Source organism: Bradyrhizobium cajani, from assembly GCF_009759665.1.
Taxonomy (GTDB): Bacteria; Pseudomonadota; Alphaproteobacteria; order Rhizobiales; family Xanthobacteraceae; genus Bradyrhizobium; species Bradyrhizobium cajani.
The window spans coordinates 1-1,145 of sequence record NZ_WQNE01000092.1 but is presented as its reverse complement, the minus strand read 5'-3'; the positions used below and the strand labels follow the sequence as shown (position 1 = coordinate 1,145).

The 1,145-nt window shown below is 64.9% G+C and carries 1 protein-coding gene; it reads left to right on the top strand.

The window, feature by feature from the left end:
* Positions 1–6: 6 nt before the first annotated feature.
* On the top strand, positions 7–1,145 hold a 1,139-nt coding region (locus GPL20_RS38515), incomplete at its 3' end, for a UDP-glucose dehydrogenase family protein (RefSeq protein WP_157337947.1).

Here is a 1,145-nt window from a genome sequence, read left to right as displayed (position 1 = left end):
TTTTTCATGCGAATCGCGATGATCGGCACGGGTTATGTCGGACTGGTGTCCGGAGCCTGCTTTGCGGATTTTGGCCACGACGTCATCTGCGTCGACAAGGACGAGAAGAAGATCGCGGCGCTTCATCGCGGCGAGATTCCGATCTACGAGCCCGGCCTCGACGAGCTCGTTGCGACCAACGTCAAGGCCAAGCGGCTCGACTTCACCACGGATCTGTCGAAGCCGGTCGCGGATGCCGATGCCGTCTTCATCGCGGTCGGCACGCCGTCGCGCCGCGGCGACGGTCACGCCGATCTCTCCTATGTCTACGCCGCCGCGAAAGAGATCGCGCAGTCGCTGTCCGGCTTCACCGTCGTGGTGACGAAGTCGACCGTGCCGGTCGGCACCGGCGACGAGGTCGAGCGCATCATCCGCGAGACCAACCCCAAGGCCGATGTCGTCGTCGCCTCCAACCCCGAGTTCCTGCGCGAGGGCGCGGCGATTCGCGACTTCAAGTACCCCGATCGCATCGTGGTCGGCACCTCCGACGAGCGCGGGCGCAAGGTGATGGGCGACATCTACCGCCCGCTGTCGCTGAACCAGGCACCCTTGATGTTCACCGCGCGCCGCACCGCCGAGATGATCAAATACGCCGCCAACGCGTTCCTCGCGACCAAGATCACCTTCATCAACGAGATCGCCGACCTGTCGGAAAAGGTCGGCGCCAATGTGCAGGAGGTCGCGCGCGGCATTGGCCTGGACAACCGCATCGGCACCAAGTTCCTGCATGCAGGCCCCGGCTTCGGCGGCTCGTGCTTCCCGAAGGACACCAAGGCGCTGATCAAGATCGCGCAGGATTACGACGTGTCCTTGCGCATCGTCGAATCCGTGCTGGCGGTCAACGAGAACCGCAAGCGGGCGATGGCGCGCAAGGTCAGCCAGGCGCTCGGCGGCAGCTTGCGCGGCAAGACCATCGCCGTGCTCGGCCTCACCTTCAAGCCCGACACCGACGACATGCGCGATGCGCCGTCGATCCCGCTCGTCACCGGCCTGATCGACATGGGGGCGAATGTTAAGGCGTTCGATCCGGTCGGCATGGAGCAGGCCAGGGGCGAGCTGCCCAGCATCACCTATTGCGAGGATGCCTATTCCTGCGCGCAAGGCGC